A 22587-nucleotide genomic window follows, 5' to 3' on the forward strand; every position below is an offset into this window, starting at 1 on the left:
CACAGACCCGAGGAGGCCCGCATGGCCGTACGTCAGGCGACCGGCCCGATAGCGCGGGTGGCCGTACTCGGCGCCCTGCTCGCACTGGCGGGCACCCACCCGTCCACCGCGGTGGCCGCGCCGGCGGAACCGGAGAGCGCCTGCGTGGCGGGCACCGGCCCCTACCAGCGGGAGCTGGAGGACCACGTGGGCCGGCCGGTCGACGGGGTGCAGTCCGCCGCGGACTGCTACGCGGTCCGCGCCTTCCAGCGCGCGAACGGCGTCAGCCCCGCCGACGGCTACCCGGGCGTCGCCACCTACCGCACGATGCTCGTCGTCCAGGCCCGCCCCGACCCCAACGCCGCGGGCGACTGCCCCGAGCGCGACCACCGCGTCACGTGCATCGACCTCGACCGCCAGCTGCTGTGGGTGCAGCGGGGGAGCCGGGTCGTCTTCCCGCCCGTGCCCATCCGCACCGGCCGCGACTACCAGGAGACCCGGACCGGCTGGCACGACGTGTACTGGCGCAACAAGGACCACGTCTCCACGCTGTACGGCACGCGCATGCCGCACGCCCAGTTCTTCGACGGGGGCCAGGCCTTGCACGGTTCACCCGGCTCCCTCTACGGAACCGGTGGTTCCGCAGGCTGCGTCAACCTCACCGAACCGGACGCGAAGCGCCTGTGGGACCTGCTCACCGAGGGCGACGCCGTCTACGTCTGGGGCGTCAAGCCGGGCACGGAGGACTGACGCGCAAGCCGCCACGGCCCATTCACGGCAGTTGGGACGGAACGGTGACAAGACCGTGGCTCATCGTGATCCTCCCGTGTGATTTCCTGTCGACATGCGCGCGACTGTCCGCGCGCGGGGGACATGGGGAGAACACGAGTGAACCTGCAGCCGATACGCGGCCGCGCCCGCACCGGCCTGCCGGCCCTTCTGCTGGGAGCGGCCCTGCTGTTCACCACCGCCTGCGGCGGCGGTGGCGGCGGCAACAGCAACGGCAGCGGCAGCGACAACGCCGGTGGCGGCGGCAAGACCGGTACCGAGGCTTCGAAGGCCGTCGTCAACGTCAAGCCCGACGACGGCGCCAAGGAGGTCGCCACCAGCGGCGTCCTGAAGATCACGAGCACCGGCGGCAAGCTCAGCACGGTGACCGTCGCCGACACCAAGGGCAACGCGGTCGAGGGCAAGCTCTCCGCCGACGGCGCGAGCTGGGAGCCGGCCCGCCACCTGGCCTCGGCCACCGAGTACAAGGTGCACGCGGTCGCCAAGGACGAGGCCGGCCGGGAGTCCGCCAAGGACACCAGCTTCACGACCCTGACCCCGACCAACACCTTCGTGGGTCACTACACGCCCGAGGACGGCTCGACCGTCGGCGTGGGCATGCCGGTCTCGATCAACTTCACCCGTGGCATCACCAACCCCGAGGCCGTCGAGAAGGCCATCACCGTGACCGCCGAGCCGGCCGTGCCGATCGAGGGCCACTGGTTCGGCAACGACCGCCTCGACTTCCGCCCCGAGAACTACTGGGCCGCGGGCACCAAGGTCACCGTCAAGCTCGCCCTCGACGGAGTGGAGGGCCGCCCCGGCGTGTACGGCAAGCAGACCCGCACCGTCACCTTCACCATCGGCCGGTCCCAGGTGTCGACGGTCGACGCGGCCGCGCACACCATGCAGGTCGTCCGTGACGGCCAGGTCCTCAAGGACGTCCCGATCACCGCGGGCGCCCCGTCGACCACGACCTACAACGGCCAGATGGTCATCAGCGAGAAGTACAAGGTCACGCGGATGAACGGCGCGACCGTCGGCTTCGGGGGCGAGTACGACATCTCCGACGTCCCGCACGCCATGCGCCTGTCGCAGTCGGGCACGTTCGTGCACGGCAACTACTGGGCCCCGTCCAGCACCTTCGGCTCGGCGAACGTCAGCCACGGCTGCATCGGACTCAAGGACGTCCGCGGCGCGGGCGACTCCAAGCAGCCCGCGGCCTGGTTCTTCGACGAGTCGCTGATCGGTGACGTGGTCGTCGTGAAGAACTCGAAGGACAAGCAGATCGCCCCGGACAACGGGCTCAACGGCTGGAACATGCCGTGGGCGGAGTGGATCAAGTAACCGCCGCGCGTACGCCCCGTACGTGATCCGGGTGGCCCGGTGCTGTGACCCACGGCACCGGGCCACTTCACGTGCTGTGCCGGTCCGGGGGAGACCCCCGGCCCCCCGGGCCCTAACCTGACCCGTATGACCATCTCTCTCGAAGTCTCCGAAGGCGTCGGCACCATCCGCCTGGACCGGCCGCCCATGAACGCCCTGGACATCGCCACCCAGGACCGGCTGCGCGAGCTCGCGGTGGAGGCGACCGACCGGGCGGACGTCCGCGCGGTCGTCATCTACGGCGGCGAGAAGGTGTTCGCGGCGGGCGCGGACATCAAGGAGATGCAGACGATGGACCACGCGGCGATGGTCGTCCGGTCCCGTGCGCTGCAGGACGCCTTCACCGCCGTCGCCCGCATCCCCAAGCCCGTCGTCGCCGCGATCACCGGCTATGCGCTGGGCGGTGGTTGTGAGCTCGCGCTGTGTGCCGACTACCGGATCGCCGCCGACAACGCCAAGCTCGGCCAGCCCGAGATCCTGCTCGGCCTGATCCCCGGCGCCGGCGGTACCCAGCGGCTGTCCCGGCTGGTCGGCCCCTCCCGGGCCAAGGACCTGATCTTCACCGGCCGGATGGTCAAGGCCGACGAGGCGTTCACCCTGGGCCTGGTCGACCGGGTGGTGCCCGCGGCCGAGGTGTACGAGCAGGCGCACGCCTGGGCGGCCCGGCTCGCGCAGGGTCCGGCGATCGCGCTGCGCGCCGCGAAGGAGTGCGTGGACGCGGGTCTGGAGGCGGACATCGACACCGGGCTCACCATCGAGCGCAACTGGTTCGCGGGCCTGTTCGCCACCGAGGACCGTGAGATCGGCATGCGCAGCTTCGTCGAAGAGGGCCCGGGCAAGGCGAAGTTCGTCTGAGCCGTGGGCGGGTGGTCCTCCCTGGGGGTGGATTAGCCAGGCCTTAAGGCAGCCTTAAGCGGAATGAGTGATCAACTCCGTGTGATCACTCCCGTGCGGTGCGTCATGCCAGGTCAGGTCAGGTTTTCAGGCCCCCTTGTTGCCTCCCGCATATGACAGAACACCCCCTTGGATTGGTTGAATCCGGGGGGTGTTTTCCTGTGGAACGGCCCGGAGGAGTGGGCCTGCCCTCCATGATGGGTGCATGGCGGGCCTGGAGGGTGTGGAACAGCCGCGGCAACGCGGTGGTGCTTCGGCGGTACGGCTCACGGCGGCCGTCGAGGAGGAACAGGGCCTCAAGGCGCTGGAGCTGTACGGCAACCCGGCCGAGGCCGAAGTGACCTTGCCGTCCATGCCCGAGTCGGCCGGCACCGCGCGGCGGCTCACCCAGTGCGTGGTGATCCGGCTCTGGGGCCTCTCGCCGCAGATCTCCGAGCACGCCGTCCTGCTGGTCTCCGAACTCGTCGGCAACGCGGTCCGCCACACCGGCGCCCGCTCCTTCGGCTTACGCATGCTGCGGCGGCGCGGCTGGATCCGGGTGGAGGTGCGCGACCCCTCGCGCGGGCTGCCCTGTCTGATGCCGGTCCACGAGCTGGACACCACGGGCCGCGGCCTCTTCCTCGTCGACAAGCTCTCCGACCGCTGGGGCGCCGATCTGCTGCCCCGGGGGAAGATCACCTGGTTCGAGATGCGGGTCGCCGACCGCCAGAACGCCTGAAGCCCCCGGTTCGCCGTGTGGGGCGGGGCGGGGGCTTCATGGGAGTGCCGAGGATCGAAGGGGGTGTGATCCTCGGCATGGCGACTTCGCTCGGGTCAATGGGAAGTCGTGCTTTCGACTATGACAGACGAGGGCTCGAACGCCAAAAGTCCCTACTTGGACATAAGTGTGCAAATCCCAAGACTTTCCAGCTAAATCCTAGGTGAGGTGGGCCACTGGCCTCGCAATCCATGAATAACTATCGACTGCTCTGAGTAAATCCTTGATCACGTGGCGGATGGGTGCCCGATCGGAGGCCGTCGATGAACGTCCCGAAATGGGTCAATCATTACCTTTCGGGTCATCCACCTCTTAAATGGGCGAGTGCTCTCACATCCAGGCCGCCGCGCGGCCCTGCGTGCGGCTCTGCGCGCGGCCGGACTCGCTGCGGCCGGCGCCGCGACGGCCGGTCTCACCGCCGGGTGCGGCCCGGGTCGTCACCCCTCCCGGACCACCTCCCCGCCCCCCGGCCCGGCCCGCGCCGCCGAGCCCGCCCGGGCGGCACCGGCTGCCCCGCGCCGGTTCCCCGGGCAGCCCGTCGAGATCGGCCACGGCCCCCGCGACCGCGACCGGGTCGCCCTCACCTTCCACGGCAACGGCGATCCCGCCCTCGCCCGCGCGGCACTGGCCGCGGCCGAGAAGGGCGGCGCGCGGGTCACCGTACTGGCCATCGGCACCTGGCTCGACGCCCACCCGGACATGGCCCGCCGGATCCTCGACGGCGGACACGAACTCGGCAACCACACCCAGCGCCACCTCGCGATCAACGACATGACCGAGGCGGAGGCCTACGCCGAGATCACCGGCTGCGCCCAGCGCCTCAAGCGGCTCACCGGCTCCATCGGCACCTGGTTCCGGCCCTCCCGGACGCAGTACGCGACACCGCTCGTCCGGAAACTGGCCCAGCGGGCGGGCTACCCGCACGTCCTCTCGTACGACGTCGACTCCCTCGACTTCACCTCGCCCGGCGCCGCGGCCGTCCTGCGCACCGTCACCGGGACGATCCGGCCCGGATCCGTGGTGAGCCTGCACTTCGGCTACGCGGACACGGTCGACGCGATGCCTTCCCTCCTCGCAGAACTCGCGCGCCGCAAGCTGCGCGCGGTGACCACCACGGAGCTGCTGACGCCATGAAGACCACCCGCCTGACCCGGAATGCCGGCGTGCTGCTGGCCGGTCTGGTCCTCGCCGCCCTCTCCGGCTGCGGATCGGCAGACAGGAAATCCGCCGAGGCGCTCGGCACCGAGGGCCCGGCCGGGCCGGTCAAGGCCCAACCGGCCGCCCCGCCCGGACTCCCGGGCATGCCGCCCCTGCTGGACCCCAACGACGTCTACGCGGCGGACCGGCCGGGCAAGCTCTCCCCGGTGGTGAAGGACTTCCCGTCCCGCGTCTACGTGCCGAACACCAACTCCAACACGGTGTCCGTCATCGACCCCGCGACCTACAAGGTCATCGACACCATCCCGGTCGGGGTCCAGCCCCAGCACGTCGTGCCCTCCTGGGACCTGAAGACCCTGTGGGTCAACAACAACCGGGGCCACACGCTCACCCCGATCAACCCCGCGACCGGCGAGGCCGGCAAGCCCGTCGAGGTGCACGACCCGTACAACCTGTACTTCACGCCCAACGGCAAGTACGCGATCGTCATGGCCTCGATGGACAAGGAACTGGTCTTCCGCGACCCCCACACCATGGACCGCGTGAAGACCGTCCCGGTGACCTGCTACGGCGTCAACCACGCCGACTTCTCCGCCGACGGCCGCTACTTCATCGTCAGCTGCGAGTTCTCCGGCGAACTCCTCAAGGTGGACACCGAGCGGATGGAGGTCGTCGGCCAGCAGAAGCTGCCCTTCGAGGGCGCGATGCCGCAGGACGTCAAGGTCTCCCCGGACGGCAAGACCTTCTTCGTCGCCGACATGATGGCGCACGGCATGTGGGTGCTCAGCGGCGACACCTTCGAGACCCCCAAGCTGCTGCCCACCGGCGAGGGCTGCCACGGCCTCTACGTGAGCCGCGACTCCAAGGAGATGTACGTCTCCAACCGCGGCGAGGGCACCGTCTCCGTCTACAACTTCCCCCAGAAGAAGCTCACCAAGAAGTGGACGCTGCCGGACGGCGGCAGCCCCGACATGGGCGGCGTCTCCGCCGACGGCAAGGTGCTGTGGCTGTCCGGCCGCTACAACTCCGAGGTGTACGCGATCGACACCGTGACCGGCAAGCAGCTCGCCCGGATCCCGGTGGGCGGCGGCCCCCACGGCCTCGCGGTGTACCCGCAGCCCGGCCGCTACTCGCTCGGCCACACCGGGATCTTCCGCTAGACGGTGCCCCGGGACCCGGGGGGTCCCGCCCGCCCGGGGTGCCGTTACGCTGGGCCGGTCAACAAGCACCAAGAAGGGGTGGACCCAGTGGCGGACATCGAGAGCGCACGGGCTACGTTCGACAGGTTCGACGTGAACGGTGACGGCTTCATCACGGCCGACGAGTACAGCGCCGCGATGCGCGCCATGGGCGACGCCCACGTGTCCCCGGCCGTCGCGGACTCCGTCGTCGCCTCCAAGGACGCCAACGGCGACAACCTGCTGAGCTTCGACGAGTTCTGGGCCTCCCTGAACAAGTAGTCCCCCGCGCTGCCGCCCGGGGCCCGCGGGCCCCGGGCGGCAGCGCGCGTCAGGCCGTGCCGGAGCGCGTCAGGCGCTCGGCCCGGACCCGTCCTCCATGTCACCGACCTCGGCGAGGGCCTCCTCCAGCCAGGTCAGCCAGAACGTCTCCAGGGCGATCCCGCCGTGCAGGACGAGCCGGCGCAGCCGGTCCTCCACGGCGTCGCGCCCCGGCGGGAAGTCCTTCGCCTCGATGGCCTCGTACTGCGCCAGCTGGCGCCGGTGCAGGTCCAGATGGCGCCGCAGCTCGGGGCCGAGCCCCTGCGGCCCCACGACGCCCGCCGCCCGGATCCGCAGCAGCAGCGGATCGCGCATCGGCTTGGGGTCCTGGCTCTCCGCGACCCACCGGGCCAGCTCCGCGCCGCCCGCGGGCAGCACCTCGTACTCCTTCTTCTGCCCCCGCACGGGCACCTCGCTGGGCAGCGCCCGGATCAGCCCGGCCTCCTCCAGCCGTCCCAGCTCGCGGTAGATCTGCTGGTGCGTCGCCGACCAGAAGTACCCGATCGACTTGTCGAACCGCCGGGTCAGCTCCAGCCCGGACGAGGGCTTCTCGAGCAGGGCGGTGAGGATGGCGTGCGGCAGGGACATGCCGTCATCCTAGGTTTGCGGGGACCCGGCCGGCGCGACCCTCTCCCACCCCGGCCGCCCCCGTACGGGCCAGGCCCGCCGGCGCCCGCCCCGCGGGCTGCGCACGCTGGTCTCCGCCCCGGACGGTCTCCAGGCCTTCGGGGGACGACACGACTGGAGGAAGCCCGTGGAGCAGCTGCTGAGGGTCCAGAACTTCACCGTCTCGCGCGACGGATTCGGCCTCCTTCCACTTCGTCGACGACGACCCGGCCGCCGTCCTCGCGGCGGCCAGGGAAGCGGCGCGGGGCAAGGACGTCCGGCTCGGCGGCGGGGCCACCACCATCCGGGAGTTCCTCGACGCAGGCCTCGTCGACACCCTGCACGTGGCGGTCGCGCCGGTGGAGATCGGCTCCGGGGTACGGCTGTGGGAATCGCCCGGGGAACTGCTCGACCGCTTCCGTCTGGAGGTCGTGCCCAGCCCGAGCGGCGTGACGCACCACCTGTTCTGGCGCCGGTGACACGCCCCCGGCCGGCCCGGGGCGTACGAGGCCCCGGGCCGCCGGTTCAGTGCGCGATGTCCACGACGAACCGCTCGGGCGAGTGCAGGCTGTAGGCGCGGTAGTAGGGGACGGTGTCGAAGGCGGCGCCGAAGGTCACGTACCCCTCGTAGTCGCCGGTCATGGCGAGCCCCTTGAGCTTGCTGAGGTAGATCTTCTGCAGCTTGGGGCCGTGGTAGACGCTCTCGCCCGCGTCGTTGTGCGCGGCGGCGGGGTTGAGGCGGATCTCCAGGAAATGCTTCCCGGCCAGCGGGACGGGCTTTCCGGACCCGTCGTACACGAGCTGCGCGACGGGTGTGACGGTCACCGTGGGGGCGTACCCCTGCAGGTCGATGACGATCCGGTCGAACGTGGCGTGCCCGCCCCAGCGGGCGTTCACGACGAGCGGGGTCGGAACCTGGGTGGAGGCGAGGGAGGAGGCCGAGGCGGGCGAGGCGAACGCGAGTCCGGCGGCGAGCAGCGCGCCGGAGGCCAGAGCCACGAACCGCCGGAGACGTGTGTGGATCATGATGTCCCCTCGATTCTCGAGAGACGGGGACTGATGGCACATCCTGGGACGCCATGGCGGACCCCCCGGTTCCGCCCACCGGGAACGCAGCGGGGGCCGGGCGTACGCCGCCCGGCCCCCGAAGCGTCACGCGTGTGCGGTCAGCACTCGATGACGTTGACCGCGAGGCCGCCGCGGGCGGTCTCCTTGTACTTGATCTTCATGTCGGCGCCGGTCTCCTTCATGGTCTTGATGACCTTGTCGAGGGAGACCTTGTGGGAGCCGTCGCCGCGCATCGCCATCTTGGCGGCGGTGACGGCCTTGACCGCGGCCATGCCGTTGCGCTCGATGCAGGGGATCTGGACCAGGCCGCCGACCGGGTCGCAGGTCAGGCCCAGGTTGTGCTCCATGCCGATCTCGGCGGCGTTCTCGACCTGCTCCGGGGTGCCGCCCAGGACCTCGGCGAGGGCGCCGGCCGCCATCGAGCAGGCCGAGCCCACCTCGCCCTGGCAGCCGACCTCGGCGCCGGAGATCGAGGCGTTCTCCTTGAACAGCATGCCGATCGCGCCCGCGGCCAGGAGGAAGCGGACCACGCCGTCCTCGTCCGCGCCCGGGACGAAGTTCATGTAGTAGTGCAGGACGGCCGGGAGGACGCCCGCCGCGCCGTTGGTGGGCGCGGTGACGACACGGCCGCCGGCCGCGTTCTCCTCGTTGACCGCCATCGCGTAGATCGTCGTCCACTCGCTGCGGTGCATCATCGGGTCGCCCTCGGTGCGCAGCTGGCGCGCCGTGGAGGCGGCGCGGCGCTTGACCCGCAGGCCGCCGGGGAGGATGCCCTCGCGGGACATGCCGCGCGAGACGCAGGACTGCATGACGCGCCAGATCTCCAGGAGGCCCTCGCGGATCTCCTCCTCCGTGCGCCAGGCCTTCTCGTTCTCCAGCATCAGGGAGGAGATCGACAGGCCGGTCTCGTTCGCGAGGCGCAGCATCTCGTCACCGGAGCGGAAGGGGTACTTCAGCACCGTGTCGTCGAGCTTGATCCGGTCCTCGCCGACCGCGTCCTCGTCCACGACGAAGCCGCCGCCGACCGAGTAGTAGGTCTTCTCCAGCAGCGGCGTGCCGGCCTCGTCGTACGCGAAGAGCGTCATGCCGTTCGCGTGGTACGGCAGGGAGCGCCGGCGGTGCAGGATCAGCTGGTTCGGCTCGTCGAAGGCGATCTCGTGGCCCTCGCCTATCTCCGCGCCCAGCAGGCGCAGGCGGCCGCTCTTGCGGATGCGCTCCACCTCGTCGTCGGCGGTCTCCACGTCCACGGTGCGGGGGGAGTGGCCTTCCAGGCCCAGCAGCACCGCCTTGGGCGTGCCGTGGCCGTGGCCGGTCGCGCCGAGGGAACCGAAGAGCTCGGCCCGCACGGAGGCCGTCTGGGCGAGCACACCGTCCTTCTTCAGCCGCGTCACGAACATGCGGGCGGCGCGCATCGGACCGACCGTGTGGGAGGAGGAGGGACCGATGCCGATGGAGAAGAGGTCGAAGACGGAGATGGCCACGGTGGCGGACTCCCTTGTCTGCTCGTGGGGTGGGAGGGGGCAGGAGGGGGATTGTTCGGACTATGTCCGACAGACGAGCTTATCGCGGCGCGGTGAACGACCCGGCTGCCGGAAGGAGTGGGAAGCGTTACGCCGATGTGGCGGGCCGGGGCCGGGGCCGGTGGCCGCACCCCCCGGAGACATGGGGAAAGGGGTGAAGGGGAGCGGGCAAAGGGGGAAGGGCCCGGCCCTGTGCGGTGACCAGGCCGGGCCCTTCCATGCCCACCGCTGGGTTCTGTCGTCAAAGTAGCGCCGGTCAGGCCCGCGGTGTCCGGTGCCATGGGGTCTCCCCAGGCCCGCAGGGCCGAGGGGAAGCCTCGCAAGGCGGAGGGGCGCCCGAGTACTGGACGTACTTGGGCGCCCCGACAACGCGGCGAGGTGCGGTGCCGGGCGCCGCGGGCCAGGCGGGACTTTGACGACAGGGCCTAGCCTAGAGCGAGGGGTACAGCGGGAACTTCGCGGCGAGCGCCGAGACGCGCGCCTTGAGGCCATCGGCGTCGTACGTCGGCTTCAGCGCCTGCGCGATGATCTCGGCGACCTCGGTGAAGGCCTCGGCGTCGAAACCGCGGGTGGCCAGCGCCGGCGTACCGATCCGCAGACCCGAGGTGACCATCGGCGGCCGCGGGTCGTTCGGGATGGCGTTGCGGTTGACCGTGATGCCGACCTCGTGGAGGCGGTCCTCGGCCTGCTGGCCGTCCAGCTCGGAGTTGCGCAGGTCGACCAGGACCAGGTGCACGTCGGTGCCGCCGGTGAGGACGTCCACGCCCACGGCCTTGACGTCGTCCTGGACCAGACGGGCGGCGAGGATCTTCGCGCCCTCCAGGGTGCGCTCCTGGCGCTCCTTGAACTCGGGCGAGGCCGCGACCTTGAAGGAGACGGCCTTGGCCGCGATCACGTGCTCCAGCGGGCCGCCCTGCTGACCGGGGAAGACCGCGGAGTTGATCTTCTTGGCCAGTTCCTGCGTCGACAGGATGACACCGCCGCGCGGACCGCCGAGGGTCTTGTGCGTGGTGGTGGTCACGACGTGGGCGTGCGGCACCGGGTTGGGGTGCAGACCCGCGGCGACCAGGCCGGCGAAGTGCGCCATGTCGACCATCAGGTACGCGCCGACCTCGTCCGCGATGCGGCGGAAGGCGGCGAAGTCGAGCTGGCGCGGGTAGGCGGACCAGCCCGCGACGATCAGCTGCGGCTTGGACTCCTTGGCGAGGCGCTCGACCTCGGCCATGTCCACCTCGCCGGACTCGTCCACGTGGTACGGGACCACGTTGTAGAGCTTGCCGGAGAAGTTGATCTTCATGCCGTGGGTCAGGTGACCGCCGTGGGCCAGGTTCAGGCCCATGATCGTGTCGCCCGGCTTGAGCAGCGCGAACATCGCGGCGGCGTTCGCCTGCGCACCGGAGTGCGGCTGGACGTTCGCGGCCTCGGCGCCGAACAACGCCTTGATGCGGTCGATCGCGATCTGCTCGACCACGTCGACGTGCTCGCAGCCGCCGTAGTAGCGGCGTCCCGGGTAGCCCTCGGCGTACTTGTTGGTGAGGACCGAGCCCTGGGCCTCCATGACGGCGACCGGAGCGAAGTTCTCCGACGCGATCATCTCCAGGGTGGACTGCTGGCGCACGAGCTCCGCGTCGACGGCGGCGGCGACGTCGGGGTCGAGCTCGTGGAGAGGGGTGTTCAGTACAGACATCAGGGTCCCCTGGGGTCAGTTACCGGCGGTGAGCTTGGTGTACTCCTCGAAGGAGAGCGCGTCCTTGGGCTCCTCGGAGAGACGGACCTTGAACAGCCAGCCGCCCTCGAACGGGGCGGTGTTCACGAGCGCCGGGTCGTCGACGACGTCCTGGTTGGCCTCGACGATCTCACCGGAGACCGGGGAGTACAGGTCGCTGACCGACTTGGTCGACTCCAGCTCGCCGCAGGTCTCGCCCTCGGTCACGGTGTCGCCGACCTCGGGGAGCTGGGCGTAGACGACGTCACCGAGCGCGTTGGCCGCGAACTCCGTGATGCCGACCGTCGCGACGCCGTCCACGACGTCCGACAGCCACTCGTGCTCCTTGGTGTAACGCAGCTTCTCGGGGTTGCTCATGGCCTGATTCTCCTGGATGCGGGGGAGTGGATACGAACTGCGGTCTTGGGTACTGAGACGGAGCCGTGCGGGTACCCGCACGGCGGACGTCGTGCGCGGAGGGTTACTTCTGCCGCTTGTAGAACGGCAGCGCCACGACCTCGTACGGCTCATGCGTACCGCGAATGTCGACGCCGACGCCGGAGGTGCCGGGCGCGGCGTGCTCCGCGTCCACGTACGCCATCGCGATCGGCTTGCCCAGCGTCGGGGACGGGGCACCCGAGGTGACCTCGCCGACGACCTCTCCGCCGAAGGTGACGGCGAAGCCGGCGCGCGGGACGCGGCGGCCCTCGGCGATCAGGCCGACCAGCTTGCGCGGCGCCTTGGTCGCGGCCTGCTCGGCGGCGGCCTCCAGGGCGGCGCGGCCGACGAAGTCACCCTCCTTCTCGAACTTCACGACCCGGCCCAGACCCGCGTCGAACGGGGTCAGGGAGGTGGTCAGCTCGTGCCCGTACAGCGGCATGCCCGCTTCCAGGCGCAGGGTGTCGCGGCAGGACAGGCCGGCCGGGACCAGGCCGACGCCCTCGCCCGCCTCGGTGAGCGCCTGCCACAGCTCCACGGCGTGCTCGGGGGCGACGAACAGCTCGAAGCCGTCCTCGCCGGTGTAGCCCGTACGCGCGATCAGCGCGGGCACGCCCGCGACGGTGCCCGGCAGGCCGGCGTAGTACTTCAGGCCGTCGAGGTCGGCGTCGGTGAGCGAGGCCAGGATGCCGGGGGACTCCGGGCCCTGCACCGCGATCAGCGCGTAGGCGTCGCGGTCGTCGCGGACCTCGGTGTCGAAGCCGGCGGCACGCTCGGTCAGGGCGTCGAGGACGACCTGGGCGTTGGAGGCGTTGGCGACGACCATGTACTCGGTCTCGCCGAGGCGGTAGACGATCAGGTCGTCGAGGATCCCGCCGTCCTCCTGGCAGATGTGCGTGTAGCGGGCGCGGCCGACGCCGACGGTGGAGATGTTGCCGACCAGCGCGTAGTCCAGGGCCTTGACGGCCTCCGGGCCGGTCAGCGTGATCTCGCCCATGTGGGACAGGTCGAAGAGACCGGCCTTCGTGCGGACGGCGTTGTGCTCGTCGCGCTCGCTGGCGTACCGCAGCGGCATGTCCCAGCCCGCGAAATCGGTCATGGTCGCACCGAGCGAGCGGTGCAGCGCATCGAGGGCGGTCAGGCGGGGGGCAGTGCTCATGGGTGTGGCTCCCGGGTCCCAGGGCATCGACATGACATGACGAGGACGTTCCTCCCCATCTGTCATCGGAACCTGAGAGGTTCGCCGAGAGTTCCGCCGATCGTCCGATCGCCGGTCACCCCGACTTGCACCTTGGGTGGAGCTGCCGCGCAGCTCGCTTTTCAGATCTGCCTCATCCACGCGGTACGGGGCCTGAGAGATTCAAGGGAGGTTCTTGCTCCTTCGGCGCCCGCGCACGGCCTTGCGGCGTGCCGGGACTCTCCCGCGCGGATTCAAGCGGCCGGTATGCAGTTGGTCCAGATGGCGCACATCATTGCACGGCATGTCCGTGATCGGGGGTCGGGGTCCGAAAGTTCGTACGCCCATCCGAGCGGGCGGAGCGGAACCGGACATGCCGATTACCGTCTCTTTACACTCAGTGGGGAAGGGTCCCGGTGACCCGATTCGGGGGAGGCGAACACTGTGCGGAGATTCGGACCGGTGACGACGACGGGAACCGTGGACGCGGTGCCGGTGCAGCGGCGCGGCGCGCGTGAGCGCAGGCGGACGGCGGACGGCCTCGGCCTCGTACGCGACCTGCGCGGCCCGGCGCTGCGCGGACCCCGGCGGCTCGGCTTCGCCGAGGGCGACATCGTCGTCGTGTCCGGGCTGCCCGGCGGCGGCAAGAGCACGCTGATCAAGCGGGCCGCGCCGGAGGGCGGGGCCGTCGACTCCCAGGACGCCCGGGAGCGCTGGGAGCGCCGGATGCCCGCCGGGCTGCCGTACGCGGTCTACCGCCCGCTGGTGCGCGCCGCCCACTACTGGGGGCTGTACCGGATCCTGCGCTCCGGCGCCTCCGTGGTCGTCCACGACTGCGGCACCCAGAGCTGGGTGCGCGGCCTGCTCGCCGCGGCCGCCCGCCGCCGGGGCCGGGCACTGCACCTCGTCCTCCTGGACAGCAGCCCCGAGGAGGCCCTCTCCGGGCAGGCCGCGCGGGGCCGCGGGGTGTCCGCGTACGCCTTCGCCCGCCACCGCGGCGCCGTCGGCCGCCTGCTGCGCGACGCCGAGGCGGGCCGCCCGCCCGCCGGCTGCGCCTCGGCGACCCTGCTGGACCGCCGCTCGGCCGCCGCCGTGACGGGAATCGGCTTCCCCGACTGACCGCAGCCGCAGCCCCGGCGGCGGCGCCCGCCCCGGGGCCGGTACCCTGCGGGGCGACACGCGCGGGAGCGCGTGCGGATCAGACAGCGGACCAGACAGCGGACCAGACAGGGGCAGGGGCGGATGCAGGGCAGCGGCTGGCCGGGGAATGAGCTGGAGCAGGTGCTCGGGGCTGCGCTCGGGCAGCCGGACGCCGGCGGCCGGATCCTGGAGGTGCTCGGGCGCAGCCAGGTGTGGATCCCGCTGCCGGGCGGCGGCGGCCCGGACGCGGCCGGCCTGGACCTGCCCACCATGGACATCGGCGGGGCGGCGTACGTGCCCGTCTACAGCTCCGAGGCCCAGTTCCTCGCCTGTGTCGGGCCCGGCATGGACTTCGCGGTGGCCCCGGCGGTCGAGTTCGCCCGGGGGCTGCCCCCGCAGCTCGGCATCGCGGTCAATCCGGAGGGCGCCGTCGGCGTCCCGCTGCCCCCGCCGGCCGTCGCGGAGCTCTGCCGCGCCGGGCGCAGCGCGCTCGACGGTCCCGCCACCGGCGGCCGCGTACGGCTCTTCGAGCCCGACTGGCAGGACGACCCGGTGGACTTCCTGGCCGTCGCCGGCGAGGAGTTCCGCGCCACCGGCGTCGTCGCCGCGGCGCACCGCTGCCTCGCCAGTGTCGAGGGAGGGGACCCGGAACTGTTCATCGGTGTCCGACTGGTGGGATGGGAACCGCAGATGCGAGAGGCCCCGATGGAGGCGCTCGGAAGGGCCCTGGCCCGTGTTCCGGCGCCCTGGCCCGTGCAGTCGATCCTCCTCGACGCGGCCCAGGACCCGGTCACGGACTGGATTCGTGAGCGCGTACGCCCCTTCTACCTCGCGTAGGGCCGCTTAAGCTGGTTACATCTCCCGCCCGCACGCATGAGCGCCGGCGGGTGAGGCACGCGTGGAGCGACGGGCGGACGAAGAGGGGTACCGGGTGAGTGCGTCAGGCACGGCCGCGGCCGGGCAGGTCGAGCACATGATGCGCCAGGTGACCCCCGGGCGCTACGAGAGCTACGAGTCACTGCTGCACGCCCTGTCCGAGGGGCGGCTGTGGATGCTGCTGTGGCAGGGGCAGCCGGGGTCACCGGACGCCCAGTACGGCGGCATGGAGGTCGACGGCCTCGGCTACGCGCCCTGCGTCACCTCCCCCCAGGAGCTGGCCGCGAGCGGCTGGAACCGGGGCTACGAGGTGGTCACCGGGCGGGACATCGCCCGCGCCCTCTACCCGGACCGCTGGGGCCTGTGGCTCAACCCGCACGCCCAGGGCGGCGGTCTCGGCGTCCCGTGGGCGGACCTGCGCCGTATCGCGACCGGGCTGGACCGGATGCCGGCGGGTCCGCTGCGGCTGTCCGAGCCCAGCATCGAGCTGCCCCAGTTCTACGGGCTGCTGACCCAGCACGCGCACCGCACCCCGGCCGTACGGTCGCTGCGCCGCGCCTGGGTGCAGCCGGCGCTGGGCTCCCCGTACCTCGCGGTGGGGCTGGACCTGTACGACGCCTCCGCGCCCGCGCTGGAATCCGTACGGGAGATGATGCGCCAGTCCGTCGGGGCGGTTCCCGAGGGCGTCCCGGTGTGCACCGTGGCACTGGCGGACGAGCACGACCCCGTGGCGATGTGGCTGCGGGCGCAGACCCGCCCCTTCTACGACCGCGAGGGCCAGGCGCCGGCCTACTGAAACGGCCCGCCGGAGTGCTCCGCAGACCTGCGGGGACCTCCGGCATCACATCCGCATATTCGGACATCCGTCTCGAAGGCCGCACCGGACCCGTCGGTGCGGCCTTCGGCATATCCGCTGAATCCTCCCACGATCCGTGCCCGAAAGGGCAGTTGAGCCGGATGTCCGTTCCGCGCCGAACATGCGGTGTTTCACCGCTCAACAGGTCTGGCGGTTCGGATAACGGAAGGTGTAGCCGTAGATCACGGTTGCGCATCACATCCCCGGGGGGTCTGGCGGGCGATTGAGAGGGCGTTGAAGACTCCCCCCACCGAAGGCCGGTCCATCTCGCAAGCACCAGCTCTTCACGTGCACTTCCGGCACATTTCTCGCCAATCGCACCACCAGCGACGCCGATTGAACCAAGCCGCCACAGCGGCGGGCATGGGCCGGCCACCGTCGGCCGAGAGGGGTCCCCACCACGATGACGGCACCACTGCACGACACCGGCGCGGCCGAACCCGCGGCCGTGGCCGCCCCCGACGTTCCGCAGAAGGCGATCGAGGGGCGCTCGCCGTGGCAGATCGCCTGGCTGCGCCTCAAGCGCGACAAGGTCGCGCTGGCCGGCGGTGTCATCGTGCTCCTGCTGATCCTCGTCGCGATCTTCGCGCCGCTGATCGTCAAGGCCTTCGGACACCCGCCGGAGGAACTGCACGAGGACCTGCTCGACCCGCTGCTGGGCCTCCCGCTCGGCGACTGGGGCGGTATGAGCAGCGAGTTCCTGCTCGGCGTCGAACCGGTCAACGGACGCGACGTCTTCAGCCGCATCGTCTACGGCGCCCGGATCTCGCTGCTGGTGGCCTTCCTGTCCGCCTTCGTGGCGGTCTCGCTGGGCACCTTCTTCGGCATCGTCGCCGGCTACTTCGGCGGCTGGGTCGACGCTGCCATCAGCCGGGTCATGGACCTGCTGCTGGCCTTCCCGCAGCTGCTCTTCATCATCGCGCTGATCTCGGTCATCCCCAACAAGCTCTGGGGCTTCGAGGGTTCGGGCCTGCGCATCGCCGTCCTGGTACTGGTGATCGGCTTCTTCGGCTGGCCGTACATCGGCCGCATCGTCCGGGGCCAGACCCTCTCGCTGCGCGAGCGCGAGTACGTCGAGGCGGCGCGCAGCCTCGGCGCGGGCCGCTTCTACATCCTCTTCCGCGAACTGCTCCCGAACCTGGTGGCACCCATCACGGTCTACGCGACGCTGATGATCCCCACCAACGTGCTGACCGAGGCGGCGCTGAGCTTCCTCGGAGTCGGCGTCAAGCCGCCCACGCCGTCCTGGGGGGAAACCCTCGCCACGGCCGTGCGGACCTACGAGGACGATCCGCTCTTCATGATCTTCCCCGGCGTAGCCATCTTCATCACCGTGCTGGCCTTCAACCTCTTCGGCGACGGCGTCCGCGACGCCCTCGACCCGAAGGGCTCCCGCTAGCCACCGCAGGGCAAACCAGGAACCGGCCTCGTGCCGTACGTACACCGGAACTACAACGGAGGGTTGCGAGCATCGTGACTACCCATCGCACGTCGAAGCGCAGACTTGCCGCCGGCACGGCCGTCGTGCTCGCGGCCATGCTCACCGCGACCGCCTGTGGCGGCGGGGCCGAGAAGAAGGACGACAAGGCCGCCGGCTCCGGCAGCGGCTTCAACGCGGGCATCGAGAAGGTCGCCAACCCGTCGGACAAGAAGGGCGGCGAGCTGAAGTTCGTCGGTACCCAGGACGCCGACTCGTGGGACCCGCAGCGCGGCTACTACGGCTTCATGTGGGACTTCTCCCGCTACTACACGCGCCAGCTGATCAGCTTCAAGCCGGGCCCCGGCAAGGAGAGCACCGAGCTCGTCCCGGACCTCGCCACCGCCAAGGCCGAGATCAGCGACGGCGGCAAGACCTACAAGTACACCCTCAAGGACAACGTGACCTGGGAGGACGGCTCGCCCGTCACCGCCCAGGACATCAAGTACGGCATCGAGCGCACCTGGGCGCAGGACGTCATCTCCGGCGGTCCGGTCTACCTCCAGCAGGTCCTCGACCCGAAGGCCGAGTACCCGGGCCCGTACAAGGACACCGCTCCGGACAAGCTCGGCCTGAAGGCGATCGAGACCCCGGACGCGAAGACCATCATCTTCAAGCTCCCGACGCCCAACGGCGACTTCGAGCAGATGCTGGCGATGCCGGCGGCGAGCCCGGTCAAGCAGGACAAGGACACGGCCGCCAAGTACGGCCTCAAGCCCTTCTCCAACGGCCCGTACAAGATCGACTCGTACGAGCCGAACAAGAGCATGAAGCTCTCGCGCAACGAGAACTACAAGCCCGAGTCGGACACCATCCGCAAGGCGCTCCCGGACACCATCTCGGTCACGTTCATGGCGAACGCGGACGACATGGACAAGCGCCTGATGAACGGCGAGTTCGACCTCGACATCAACGCGACCGGCATCGGCCAGGCGGCCCGCGCCACCGCGCTGAAGGACCACAAGGGCAACCTCGACAACGGCCAGACCGGCTTCATCCGGTACGCGGTCATGCCGCAAACCGTCGCGCCGTTCGACAACATCGAGTGCCGCAAGGCCGTCATCCACGCCGCCGACAAGAAGTCGCTGCAGACCGCCCGCGGCGGCCCGCAGGCCGGTGGTGACATCGCCCCCAACATGCTCCCGCTGGGCATCAAGGGCTCGGACGCCAAGTACGACCCGTACGAGGTCCTGAAGAACGACGGCAAGCCGAACCTGGAGAAGGCCAAGGAGGCCCTCAAGGCCTGCGGCAAGGAGAGCGGCTTCAAGACCACCATCGCCGTCCGCAACAACAAGCCGGTCGAGGTCGCCACGGCCGTCTCCCTCCAGAACGCCCTGAAGCAGGTCGGCATCGAGGCCGACGTCGACCAGTTCGACGGCGCCCAGACCTCCGGCATCATCGGTTCGCCGAAGGTCGTCAAGGAGAAGGGCTACGGCATCATCATCATGGGCTGGGGCGCCGACTTCCCGACCGGACAGGGCTTCTCGCAGCCGCTGGTCGACGGCCGCTTCATCCTGCAGAGCGGCAACAACAACTTCTCCGAGCTGAACGACCCGGCGATCAACGCCCTGTTCGACCAGGCCATCGCGGAGACCGACCCGGCCAAGGCCGGCGACATCTACAAGCAGATGAACCAGAAGGTCTCCGAGGCCGCCGTCTACCTGCCCTTCGTCTACGACAAGACGATCACCTGGCGCAGCACCCGGCTGACGAACGCCTACACCACCGACGCCTACAACGGCCGCTACGACTACGCGTCCCTCGGTGTCGTGAAGTAACGGTCCATCAGTCCAGTTCCAGTGTTCCAGTGCCACACCCGCTAGGCACGAAGGGCAGGTGATGGCCGCGGTTGCGGCCTGGGGGCGCTCTCCAGAAGAGGGCGCCCCCGGGCCACAGCCAGGCCGAGCGCAGTGCTTGCATACCTCATCCGACGGATCTTCGCCGTCCTCGTCATGCTGCTGGTCATCACGCTGGTGACCTTCGGAATCTTCTTCCTCTTCCCGAAGCTGATCGGGACGGACCCTGCCCTGTACTTCGTGGGCAAGCAGTCCGACCCCGCCGCCATCGAAGGCATCCGGCAGAAGATGGGTCTCGACGACCCGATCCTCGTCCAGTTCGGCAAGTTCGTCGTCGGGCTGGTGGCGGGTCGCACGTACGCCAACGGCTCCGACGTCACGCAATGCGCCGCGCCCTGCTTCGGATACTCCTTCAAGACCGAGCAGGAGGTCTGGCCGCTGCTGCTGGACTGGTTCCCGGTCACGCTCTCCCTCGCCCTGGGCGCCGTCGTGCTCTGGGTGGCCGGCGGTGTCGCCACCGGTGTGATCTCCGCGCTCAAGCGGGGCAGCGTCCTGGACCGCTCGGCCATGGGCGTCGCCCTCGCCGGCGTCTCCCTCCCCATCTACTTCACGGGCATGCTCGTCATCGCCCTCTTCTCCGACCAGCTCGGCTGGTTCGGACGACCGGAGGCGACCTTCGCCGACGATCCGGCCAAGTGGTTCAACGGCATGATCCTGCCGTGGGTCTCGCTCGCCTTCCTCTACGCGGCGATGTACGCGCGGCTCACCCGCGCGACCATGCTCGAAGTCCTGGGCGAGGACTACATCCGCACCGCCCGGGCCAAGGGCCTGACGGAACCCGTCGTCATCGGCAAGCACGCCATGCGCTCGACGATGACGCCGATCCTGACCGTCCTGGGCCTCGACCTCGGCGCCCTGATGGGCGGCGCGGTCCTGACCGAGTACACGTTCTCGCTGCACGGCCTGGGATACAGCGCCGTGCGCGCCATCAGCGAGCACGACCTCCCGGTCATCCTGGGCATCACCCTGATCTCCGCGTTCTTCGTCGTCGCCGCGAACCTCATCGTTGACCTCCTGTACGCGGTGATCGACCCCCGAGTGAGGCTGTCATGACCGACCCGACCAAGACCGGAGAGACCACCGCACCGGCCGGAGCGCCCAACCAGCCCTACGACGGGGCGCCGGGCTCCACCGCCTTCCTCGACGTGCGCGACCTCAAGGTGCACTTCCCGACCGAGGACGGCCTGGTCAAGTCGGTCGACGGCCTCTCCTTCACCCTGGAGAAGGGCAAGACCCTCGGCATCGTGGGCGAGTCCGGATCCGGCAAGTCGGTCACCTCGCTGGGCATCATGGGCCTGCACCGCGTGGGCCAGTACGGCCGCCAGCGGGCCCGGATCTCCGGCGAGATCTGGCTCGACGGGAAGGAACTGCTCTCCGCCGACGAGGACGAGGTGCGCAGGCTGCGCGGCCGGGAGATCGCGATGATCTTCCAGGACCCGCTGTCGGCGATGCACCCCTACTTCACCGTCGGCAAACAGATCGCCGAGGCCTACCGGGTCCACCACAAGGTCGACAAGAAGGCCGCCCGCCGGCGCGCCGTCGAACTCCTCGACCGCGTCGGCATCCCGGAGCCCCACAAGCGGGTCGACAGCTACCCGCACGAGTTCTCCGGCGGCATGCGCCAGCGCGCGATGATCGCGATGGCGCTCGTCAACAACCCCGAACTGCTCATCGCGGACGAGCCGACGACCGCCCTGGACGTCACCGTCCAGGCCCAGATCCTCGACCTGATCCGGGACCTCCAGAAGGAGTTCGGCTCCGCGGTCATCATGATCACGCACGACCTCGGCGTGGTCGCCGAGATGGCCGACGAACTTCTCGTGATGTACGGCGGCCGGTGCGTCGAACGGGGCACCGCCGAGAAGGTCTTCTACGAGCCCCGGCACCCCTACACCTGGGGGCTGCTGGGCTCGATGCCGCGCATCGACCGTGAGCAGACCGAGCGCCTCATCCCGGTCAAGGGCTCGCCGCCCAGCCTCATCAACATCCCGAGCGGCTGTGCCTTCAACCCGCGCTGCCCGTACGCGGACGTGCCCAAGGGCGACGTCACCCGCACCGTGCGCCCCGAGCTCACGGCGACGGACGACACCGGGCAGGACGGCACCCGCCACTGGTCCGCCTGCCACATGTCGCAGGAGGAGCGGACCCGGATCTGGACCGAAGAGATTGCGCCGAAGCTGTGACCGACACCCAGAAGACGGATCCGGCCGTCACCCTTCCGGCACAGGCCACGGACTCTCCCGAGCCGCTGCTCAAGGTCACCGGCCTGACCAAGCACTTCCCCATCACCAAGGGGCTGCTGCGCAGGCAGTCCGGCGCGGTCAAGGCCGTCGACGGCCTCGACTTCGACGTCCGGCGCGGTGAGACCCTCGGCATCGTCGGCGAGTCCGGCTGCGGCAAGTCGACCATGGGCCGGCTGATCACGCGGCTGCTCGAACCGACCGGCGGCCGGATCGAGTTCGAGGGCAAGGACATCACGCACCTGGGGGTCGCGGGCATGCGCCCGCTGCGCCGCGACGTGCAGATGATCTTCCAGGACCCCTACGGTTCGCTGAACCCGCGCCACACGGTGGGCACCATCGTCAGCGCCCCGTTCAAGCTCCAGAACGTCACCCCGGAGGGCGGGCTCAAGGCGGAGGTCCAGCGGCTGCTGTCGCTCGTGGGCCTCAACCCGGAGCACTACAACCGCTACCCGCACGAGTTCTCGGGCGGCCAGCGCCAGCGCATCGGCATCGCGCGGGCCCTGGCGCTGAAGCCGAAGCTGGTGGTCGCGGACGAGCCCGTCTCGGCGCTGGACGTCTCGATCCAGGCCCAGGTGGTCAACCTGCTGGACGACCTCCAGCAGGAGCTCGGTCTGACCTACGTGATCATCGCGCACGACCTCTCGGTCATCCGGCACGTCTCGGACCGCATCGCGGTGATGTACCTGGGCAAGATCGTCGAGCTCGCCGACAACAAGTCGCTGTACGGGGAGCCGATGCACCCGTACACCACGGCCCTGATGTCGGCCGTGCCGGTGCCGGACCCGAGGCGGCGGGGCGCCAAGAGCGGCCGCATCCTGCTCAAGGGCGACGTGCCGTCGCCGATCTCGCCGCCGAGCGGCTGCCGCTTCCACACGCGCTGCTGGAAGGCGACGCAGATCTGCGCGACGCAGGAGCCGCCGCTGCTGGCGCTGAAGACGGGCCACCAGGTGGCCTGCCACCACCCGGAGAACGCCCCCGACCAGGCCCCGGGCGACAAGCCCCTCCCGGGCGCGTCGGACGCGGTGACCACGGCGACGGAGTGAGCCCGAGCGCCGGGTGGGCTGCCCCCAGCCCACCCGGCGCAAGCCCGGCCCCGCCGGGCTGACCCCGGTTCCACCGGCCGAGTCCAGCCCCGCCGGCGTTCGAGGCGCGGGGGCTCGGGGGCGGCGCGCCGTAACGGCGCC

Annotated in this window: 21 protein-coding genes, 1 pseudogene and 1 riboswitch; of the genes and pseudogenes, 16 read left to right on the top strand and 6 right to left on the bottom strand. The window is 70.4% G+C overall.

Annotated elements, in window-relative coordinates; all coding sequences use genetic code 11:
• Positions 1 to 21: 21 nt before the first annotated feature.
• The 7 genes from AAT21_RS09355 (at position 22) to AAT21_RS09385 (ending at position 6402) form a co-directional block, all read left to right on the top strand.
• Complete coding sequence (locus AAT21_RS09355) at positions 22 to 729, top strand: L,D-transpeptidase family protein (RefSeq protein WP_046776224.1); 708 nt, start codon at positions 22 to 24, stop codon at positions 727 to 729.
• A 123-nt stretch (positions 730 to 852) separates the two neighbouring features.
• Positions 853 to 2094 (top strand): L,D-transpeptidase, encoded by a 1242-nt coding sequence (locus tag AAT21_RS09360; protein WP_046776225.1) that lies wholly within the window; start codon positions 853 to 855, stop codon positions 2092 to 2094.
• Between the two features lie 126 nt (positions 2095 to 2220).
• The gene (locus AAT21_RS09365) at positions 2221 to 2988 is read left to right on the top strand and encodes an enoyl-CoA hydratase/isomerase family protein (RefSeq protein ID WP_046776226.1); all 768 of its coding nucleotides are present in this window, start codon (positions 2221 to 2223) and stop codon (positions 2986 to 2988) included.
• Positions 2989 to 3232: 244 nt separating this feature from the next.
• Positions 3233 to 3745, top strand: coding sequence for an ATP-binding protein (locus AAT21_RS09370; protein ID WP_030961322.1), 513 nt, complete (start codon positions 3233 to 3235; stop codon positions 3743 to 3745).
• A 363-nt stretch (positions 3746 to 4108) separates the two neighbouring features.
• Positions 4109 to 4918 carry a polysaccharide deacetylase family protein gene (locus AAT21_RS09375; RefSeq protein ID WP_235438727.1) on the top strand — a complete coding sequence of 270 codons (810 nt, stop codon included), beginning with the start codon at positions 4109 to 4111 and terminating at the stop codon, positions 4916 to 4918.
• Positions 4915 to 6102, top strand: a complete 1188-nt coding sequence (locus AAT21_RS09380) for a YncE family protein (RefSeq protein WP_046776227.1) — start codon at positions 4915 to 4917, stop codon at positions 6100 to 6102. The genes AAT21_RS09375 and AAT21_RS09380 overlap by 4 nt, the downstream gene beginning before the upstream one ends.
• A gap of 87 nt (positions 6103 to 6189) precedes the next feature.
• A complete protein-coding gene (locus AAT21_RS09385; protein WP_046776228.1) occupies positions 6190 to 6402 on the top strand; it encodes an EF-hand domain-containing protein in 213 nt (70 codons plus the stop codon).
• 69 nt (positions 6403 to 6471) lie between these two features.
• On the opposite strand, the gene AAT21_RS09390 is transcribed toward AAT21_RS09385, so the two are convergent.
• On the bottom strand, positions 6472 to 7029 hold the full coding sequence (locus AAT21_RS09390) for a PadR family transcriptional regulator (RefSeq protein ID WP_046776229.1): 558 nt from the start codon (positions 7027 to 7029) through the stop codon (positions 6472 to 6474).
• Positions 7030 to 7250: 221 nt separating this feature from the next.
• Here AAT21_RS09390 and AAT21_RS09395 point away from each other — a divergent pair.
• Positions 7251 to 7526 (top strand): annotated as a pseudogene (locus tag AAT21_RS09395) (dihydrofolate reductase family protein); the annotation flags it as partial.
• Between the two features lie 46 nt (positions 7527 to 7572).
• On the opposite strand, the gene AAT21_RS09400 reads toward AAT21_RS09395, so the two are convergent.
• The 5 genes from AAT21_RS09400 to gcvT form a co-directional block, all read right to left on the bottom strand.
• The gene (locus tag AAT21_RS09400) at positions 7573 to 8073 is read right to left on the bottom strand and encodes an AMIN-like domain-containing (lipo)protein (protein ID WP_046776230.1); all 501 of its coding nucleotides are present in this window, start codon (positions 8071 to 8073) and stop codon (positions 7573 to 7575) included.
• Positions 8074 to 8213: 140 nt separating this feature from the next.
• The gene (locus AAT21_RS09405) at positions 8214 to 9596 is read right to left on the bottom strand and encodes an L-serine ammonia-lyase (RefSeq protein WP_046776231.1); all 1383 of its coding nucleotides are present in this window, start codon (positions 9594 to 9596) and stop codon (positions 8214 to 8216) included.
• Positions 9597 to 10065: 469 nt separating this feature from the next.
• Complete coding sequence (glyA, locus tag AAT21_RS09410) at positions 10066 to 11322, bottom strand: serine hydroxymethyltransferase (RefSeq protein WP_046776232.1); 1257 nt, start codon at positions 11320 to 11322, stop codon at positions 10066 to 10068.
• 15 nt (positions 11323 to 11337) lie between these two features.
• Positions 11338 to 11718 (bottom strand): glycine cleavage system protein GcvH, encoded by a 381-nt coding sequence (gene gcvH / locus AAT21_RS09415; RefSeq protein ID WP_030846773.1) that lies wholly within the window; start codon positions 11716 to 11718, stop codon positions 11338 to 11340.
• A 103-nt stretch (positions 11719 to 11821) separates the two neighbouring features.
• Positions 11822 to 12937, bottom strand: coding sequence for a glycine cleavage system aminomethyltransferase GcvT (gene gcvT / locus AAT21_RS09420; RefSeq protein ID WP_046776233.1), 1116 nt, complete (start codon positions 12935 to 12937; stop codon positions 11822 to 11824).
• Between the two features lie 171 nt (positions 12938 to 13108).
• A riboswitch (glycine riboswitch) is annotated at positions 13109 to 13212 on the bottom strand.
• 205 nt (positions 13213 to 13417) lie between these two features.
• On the opposite strand from gcvT, the gene AAT21_RS09425 reads away from it, so the two are divergent.
• The 8 genes from AAT21_RS09425 to AAT21_RS09460 all read left to right on the top strand — a co-directional run bounded on the left by AAT21_RS09425 (position 13418) and on the right by AAT21_RS09460 (position 22446).
• A complete protein-coding gene (locus AAT21_RS09425; RefSeq protein ID WP_107081232.1) occupies positions 13418 to 14074 on the top strand; it encodes an AAA family ATPase in 657 nt (218 codons plus the stop codon).
• A gap of 123 nt (positions 14075 to 14197) precedes the next feature.
• On the top strand, positions 14198 to 14932 hold the full coding sequence (locus AAT21_RS09430) for an enhanced serine sensitivity protein SseB (RefSeq protein ID WP_046776234.1): 735 nt from the start codon (positions 14198 to 14200) through the stop codon (positions 14930 to 14932).
• Between the two features lie 94 nt (positions 14933 to 15026).
• On the top strand, positions 15027 to 15767 hold the full coding sequence (locus AAT21_RS09435) for an enhanced serine sensitivity protein SseB C-terminal domain-containing protein (protein WP_030826595.1): 741 nt from the start codon (positions 15027 to 15029) through the stop codon (positions 15765 to 15767).
• A 463-nt stretch (positions 15768 to 16230) separates the two neighbouring features.
• A complete protein-coding gene (locus AAT21_RS09440) occupies positions 16231 to 17226 on the top strand; it encodes an ABC transporter permease (protein ID WP_046776235.1) in 996 nt (331 codons plus the stop codon).
• 74 nt (positions 17227 to 17300) lie between these two features.
• Positions 17301 to 19082 (top strand): ABC transporter substrate-binding protein, encoded by a 1782-nt coding sequence (locus AAT21_RS09445; RefSeq protein ID WP_046776236.1) that lies wholly within the window; start codon positions 17301 to 17303, stop codon positions 19080 to 19082.
• Between the two features lie 132 nt (positions 19083 to 19214).
• A complete protein-coding gene (locus AAT21_RS09450; RefSeq protein ID WP_046776237.1) occupies positions 19215 to 20213 on the top strand; it encodes an ABC transporter permease in 999 nt (332 codons plus the stop codon).
• Entirely contained in the window at positions 20210 to 21343 is a 1134-nt protein-coding gene (locus AAT21_RS09455) for an ABC transporter ATP-binding protein (RefSeq protein ID WP_046776238.1), read from the top strand. Before AAT21_RS09450 ends, AAT21_RS09455 begins: the two co-directional genes overlap by 4 nt.
• On the top strand, positions 21340 to 22446 hold the full coding sequence (locus AAT21_RS09460) for an ABC transporter ATP-binding protein (protein WP_046776239.1): 1107 nt from the start codon (positions 21340 to 21342) through the stop codon (positions 22444 to 22446). The genes AAT21_RS09455 and AAT21_RS09460 overlap by 4 nt, the downstream gene beginning before the upstream one ends.
• Positions 22447 to 22587 lie beyond the last annotated feature (141 nt).

Source organism: Streptomyces yangpuensis (genome assembly GCF_001005295.1).
GTDB classification, from domain to species: Bacteria; Actinomycetota; Actinomycetes; order Streptomycetales; family Streptomycetaceae; genus Streptomyces; species Streptomyces yangpuensis.

What these genes read in the sequence shown, in the direction of transcription:
- AAT21_RS09370 (WP_030961322.1), top strand. Translation starts at nt 3,233, where the DNA reads ATGGCGGGCCTGGAGGGTGTGGAACAGCCGCGGCAACGCGGTGGTGCT.
- AAT21_RS09360 (WP_046776225.1), top strand. Translation starts at nt 853, where the DNA reads ATGGGGAGAACACGAGTGAACCTGCAGCCGATACGCGGCCGCGCCCGC.
- AAT21_RS09365 (WP_046776226.1), top strand. Translation starts at nt 2,221, where the DNA reads ATGACCATCTCTCTCGAAGTCTCCGAAGGCGTCGGCACCATCCGCCTG.
- AAT21_RS09380 (WP_046776227.1), top strand. Translation starts at nt 4,915, where the DNA reads ATGAAGACCACCCGCCTGACCCGGAATGCCGGCGTGCTGCTGGCCGGT.
- AAT21_RS09440 (WP_046776235.1), top strand. Translation starts at nt 16,231, where the DNA reads ATGACGGCACCACTGCACGACACCGGCGCGGCCGAACCCGCGGCCGTG.
- glyA (WP_046776232.1), bottom strand. Translation starts at nt 11,322, where the DNA reads ATGTCTGTACTGAACACCCCTCTCCACGAGCTCGACCCCGACGTCGCC.
- gcvH (WP_030846773.1), bottom strand. Translation starts at nt 11,718, where the DNA reads ATGAGCAACCCCGAGAAGCTGCGTTACACCAAGGAGCACGAGTGGCTG.
- AAT21_RS09355 (WP_046776224.1), top strand. Translation starts at nt 22, where the DNA reads ATGGCCGTACGTCAGGCGACCGGCCCGATAGCGCGGGTGGCCGTACTC.
- AAT21_RS09400 (WP_046776230.1), bottom strand. Translation starts at nt 8,073, where the DNA reads ATGATCCACACACGTCTCCGGCGGTTCGTGGCTCTGGCCTCCGGCGCG.
- AAT21_RS09430 (WP_046776234.1), top strand. Translation starts at nt 14,198, where the DNA reads ATGCAGGGCAGCGGCTGGCCGGGGAATGAGCTGGAGCAGGTGCTCGGG.
- AAT21_RS09390 (WP_046776229.1), bottom strand. Translation starts at nt 7,029, where the DNA reads ATGTCCCTGCCGCACGCCATCCTCACCGCCCTGCTCGAGAAGCCCTCG.
- AAT21_RS09455 (WP_046776238.1), top strand. Translation starts at nt 20,210, where the DNA reads ATGACCGACCCGACCAAGACCGGAGAGACCACCGCACCGGCCGGAGCG.
- gcvT (WP_046776233.1), bottom strand. Translation starts at nt 12,937, where the DNA reads ATGAGCACTGCCCCCCGCCTGACCGCCCTCGATGCGCTGCACCGCTCG.